The 2,643-nt window shown below is 45.3% G+C and carries 3 protein-coding genes; all 3 read left to right on the top strand.

Annotated elements, in window-relative coordinates; all coding sequences use genetic code 11:
* On the top strand, positions 1–802 hold an 802-nt coding region (locus KTG12_RS21025), incomplete at its 5' end, for a hypothetical protein (RefSeq protein WP_216945536.1).
* Positions 803–896: 94 nt separating this feature from the next.
* On the top strand, positions 897–1,667 hold the full coding sequence (locus KTG12_RS21020; RefSeq protein ID WP_147295492.1) for a glycine-rich domain-containing protein: 771 nt from the start codon (positions 897–899) through the stop codon (positions 1,665–1,667).
* A gap of 149 nt (positions 1,668–1,816) precedes the next feature.
* Positions 1,817–2,452 carry a LamG domain-containing protein gene (locus KTG12_RS21015; RefSeq protein WP_149936039.1) on the top strand — a complete coding sequence of 212 codons (636 nt, stop codon included), beginning with the start codon at positions 1,817–1,819 and terminating at the stop codon, positions 2,450–2,452.
* Positions 2,453–2,643: the final 191 nt, after the last annotated feature.

The raw sequence follows: 2,643 nt of genomic DNA, 5'->3' as shown, positions 1-2,643 counted from the left end.
GCTCTGGCGTGCCCGTGATGCCAAACGGCAGGAAATCTACGACAAAGACATCCATCATTATTATATTGATGAACAGGACGCATATGTCTCGAACACCCTGCAAGTGAAGGATAAGTGTGGCCGGCAGGAAGAAGTCGAAGTAGGCGGTCATCTGTACGCCTCGAATATCTTAACGGTTGCTCTTGACGAAATAGCTGACTATTCGGAGCAATGCGGCAAGGTGACAGACGGCTTGCTATCCCGTATCGATGCCGCCCAAACAGCCGAGGAGGTCGAAGCTATCGTGGTGGAAGGCTATCCTGAAATGATCCATACAACAACGGCAGCCTTGCAAACTAAAGCAGATAAGGCAATCGCTAAATCCCCGGAAGCGCAGGCAGTGACCTTTGCCCGTGCGATGATGAACAGCGTGTCTCTCACAGCCAGCCAAGCGTTGGAGATGCAGGTCTTATTCCCCATTTGGGGTGAGAAAGATGCAGAGTTTGGCAAGGAAGTTGAAATAGGCTTCCGGCTTCGAGTAGTGGAAGGAGAAAGCGACACTTTGTTTGAAGTAATACAAAAGCACAAGCTGCAAGCCGATTGGAAACCGGGCATAGAAACTGCTTCACTGTATAAGATCGTTGAAGCTGAGCACGCAGGCACGCTTGATGATCCTATTCCATACGTGCAGGGTATGGCATTCGAGAAAGACAAATATTATGAACAATACGGTGTGATCTATCTCTGCATTCTGACAACCGTTACAGGTTATCCGAACGACTTGAAAGACTTGCCCACAATTGTACAGGAGGTAAAGCAATGAAACAGGTTATGTTATTAAAAGTTAAACGGGGGGGGGTAAAATGCTCTCTAAATAAAGAAGTTACGACCTCTTATCGTAAGAAAGGAGGGCGTAGATGAGACGGTCGATGATGGGACGGAAGAAGTTGCAGTTGTTCACCAAGAGGTTCTATCCTGCCGGGAATTATACCTGGATCGTACCTAAAGGATGTAGGGAGGTTGATGTGTTTCTTGTCGGAGGAGGGGGTGCAGGACATAATGGAAGCGGTGGAGGTGGCGGCTATACTAAAACCTTCAAAAAAGATACATCCGGATGGAGAGACGGTGATGCTATCTCTGTTGCACCGGGTCAGTCAATTCCGATAACAGTTGGGAAAGGAGGAATTGGAGGGTATTCTGAAGTTGCCCCCAACGGTGGATACTCTCAATTCTTAAATTCAAGTTATAGAGCTAATGGCGGAAATGGTGCGGGTAATGGTTATCCAGGCGGAAGTGATGCCGGAGCATATACTGGTGGCAACGGCGGAAGTGGCGGAGCAGGAGATGATTCAGATACGGCTAAAGCGGGTTCTGATGGATCTAACGGAATCGGCAGCCGCAATGAAAATGGCTCTCTCTATCCAGCTGGTTCCCTATATGGCGGAGGAAAGGGTCAAAGGCATACAACCCGCGATTTTGGCGAACCTACTGGGAAACGAAATGCCGGAGGTGGTGGTTCAGACAGAAATATAAATGGGGGCATGGGTGGAGAATCCGATTACGACAAAGGATGCGGAACTGGAAATGGCAATAGAAAAAGTGGCGGTTACGGTGGTGGCGGTTGTGGTACTTACGGTAACGGCGGTGATGGCACTGTCCTGATCCGCTATTGGGCTTACGAAGAATGATCTGCCGTTGAAAAAGATGAAACAAGATATTAACGACTAAAAAATAGGAGATAAAGTCATGAGAAATAATTGTTTACAAATGTTAATGGGGGGGGTAAACACCTCTTAACTCAAGTATCTGACCGACTTTCGGCGGAAAGGAGGTTGGTATGATAAGATCGATGATGGGACGGAAGAAAGTAGACAAGAATACTTTGCTGTTGCTACATTTTGATGGATCATTGAAAGATGAAGCCTCAGGCAAGCCTTATGTTGGTAGTAATATGTCCTATGTAGTGGGAAAATTCAAGAATTGCGTTTCGTTTTCAGGAAACGGGTATGTAAAGATAAGTGGAACGAATGCCATAAACGAGTCCCTATATCCAAACTATACCGTCGATTTTTGGATTAAACTGAAAAGTGGTGTGAGAAACGGTATAATGTCAAAAGGCAATGGTGGTGGAAATTATAGCTTTGATATAATGGAGGAATCTGACGGACGCATTTTCTTTGGATTGCAGTATGGTGGAACCCGAGGGGATGCAATATGCTATTTTACGATGCCACGGGATCAGTGGGTTCATCTTGCGATCGTCAGGTCACAATCTCGATATTGGAAAGTGTATGTAAATGGAGTGTATGCGTCTGGTTTCACATCAACGATGGTTTCAGGGTACTATAGTTCTTTAATGATCGGAAAATATCGAGATTATGGATTGTATCTGAACGGTATGATTGACGAGTTTCGCATCAGTAATATTGCCCGTTGGACATCAAACTTCACTCCGCCTGCAAGGCCGTATTAATAAATTAGTGACACTGTCTTTGGGCTGTCACAGCAGAAAGACAGCAAATGTATATTCAGAAAAAATTATTGATAATCGCCAACCCCAGGTTGGGTATTTTCTTTTAAAACAAATGGAGATATAAAATGTTCGGTGGCGAAAGAATAATAAAACAGCCTCCAGGCTATCACAGATTGGAGGCTGTAAAAAAA

Origin of the sequence: Parabacteroides sp. MSK.9.14 (genome assembly GCF_019041495.1) — a bacterium.
In the GTDB taxonomy this organism is placed as follows: Bacteria; Bacteroidota; Bacteroidia; order Bacteroidales; family Tannerellaceae; genus Parabacteroides; species Parabacteroides merdae.
This window is presented reverse-complemented; position numbering and strand designations above follow the sequence as displayed.